This is a genomic window from Micromonospora sp. LZ37 (assembly GCF_059359015.1).
Window position 1 is genome coordinate 1 of record NZ_JCADBL010000030.1, and the last position, 1,213, is coordinate 1,213.

The window sequence follows — 1,213 nt, forward strand, 5'->3', positions numbered from 1 at the left end:
TACCTCAAGAACGAGGACGTGAGGTTCGTCGACGTACGGTTCTGTGACCTGCCCGGCGTGATGCAGCACTTCAACCTGCCGGTGGAGTCGGTCGACGACGACCTCCTCACCGAGGGCCTGGCCTTCGACGGGTCGTCGATCCGTGGTTTCCAGGCGATCCACGAGTCGGACATGCTCCTGCTCCCGGACGTCGCCAGCGCCTTCATCGATCCGTTCCGCGCGCAGAAGACCCTCGCGTTGAACTTCTTCATCCACGACCCGTTCACCCGGGAGGCGTACTCCCGGGACCCGCGCAACGTGGCCAAGAAGGCCGAGGCGTTCCTGGCCGCCAGTGGCATCGCCGACACCGCGTACTTCGGCGCCGAGGCGGAGTTCTACATCTTCGACTCCATCCGCCACGAAACCTCGGCCCACCAGTCGTTCTACTACATCGACTCGATCGAGGGCGCCTGGAACTCCGGCCGCGACGAGCCCGGCGGCAACCGCGGCTACAAGACCGCGTACAAGGGCGGCTACTTCCCCGTCCCGCCGGTGGACCACTACGCCGACCTGCGCGACAGCATGGTCCGCCGCCTCATCGACGCCGGCTTCACCGTCGAACGCTCCCACCACGAGGTCGGCACCGCCGGCCAGTCGGAGATCAACTACAAGTTCTCCACCCTGCTGCACTCCGCCGACCAGCTCCAACTCTTCAAATACCTGATCAAGAACGAGGCGTGGGCCGCCGGGAAGACCGCCACCTTCATGCCCAAGCCCCTCTTCGGCGACAACGGCTCCGGCATGCACACCCACCAGAGCCTCTGGCTCAACGGCGAACCCCTCTTCTACGACGAGACCGGCTACGCCGGCCTGTCGGACATGGCCCGCTGGTACATCGGCGGCCTGCTGCACCACGCCCCGTCCCTGCTGGCCTTCACCAACCCGACGGTCAACTCCTACCGCCGCCTGGTGCCCGGCTTCGAAGCACCGGTCAACCTGGTCTACTCCCAGCGCAACCGCTCCGCCTGCACCCGCATCCCCGTCACCGGCAGCAACCCCAAGGCCAAGCGGGTCGAGTTCCGGGTGCCGGACCCGTCCAGCAACCCCTACCTCGCCTTCTCCGCGATGATGATGGCCGGCCTCGACGGCATCAAGAACAAGATCGAACCCCCGGCGCCGATCGACAAGGACCTCTACGACCTGCCCCCGGAGGAGTGGGGCGACGTCAAGCAGG

General features: G+C 66.4%; 1 protein-coding gene. It reads left to right on the forward strand.

The window, feature by feature from the left end:
- Positions 1-1,213: type I glutamate--ammonia ligase (gene glnA, locus AC5L3Z_RS29470; RefSeq protein WP_494846636.1), on the forward strand; the 1,213-nt coding region annotated here is incomplete at both ends.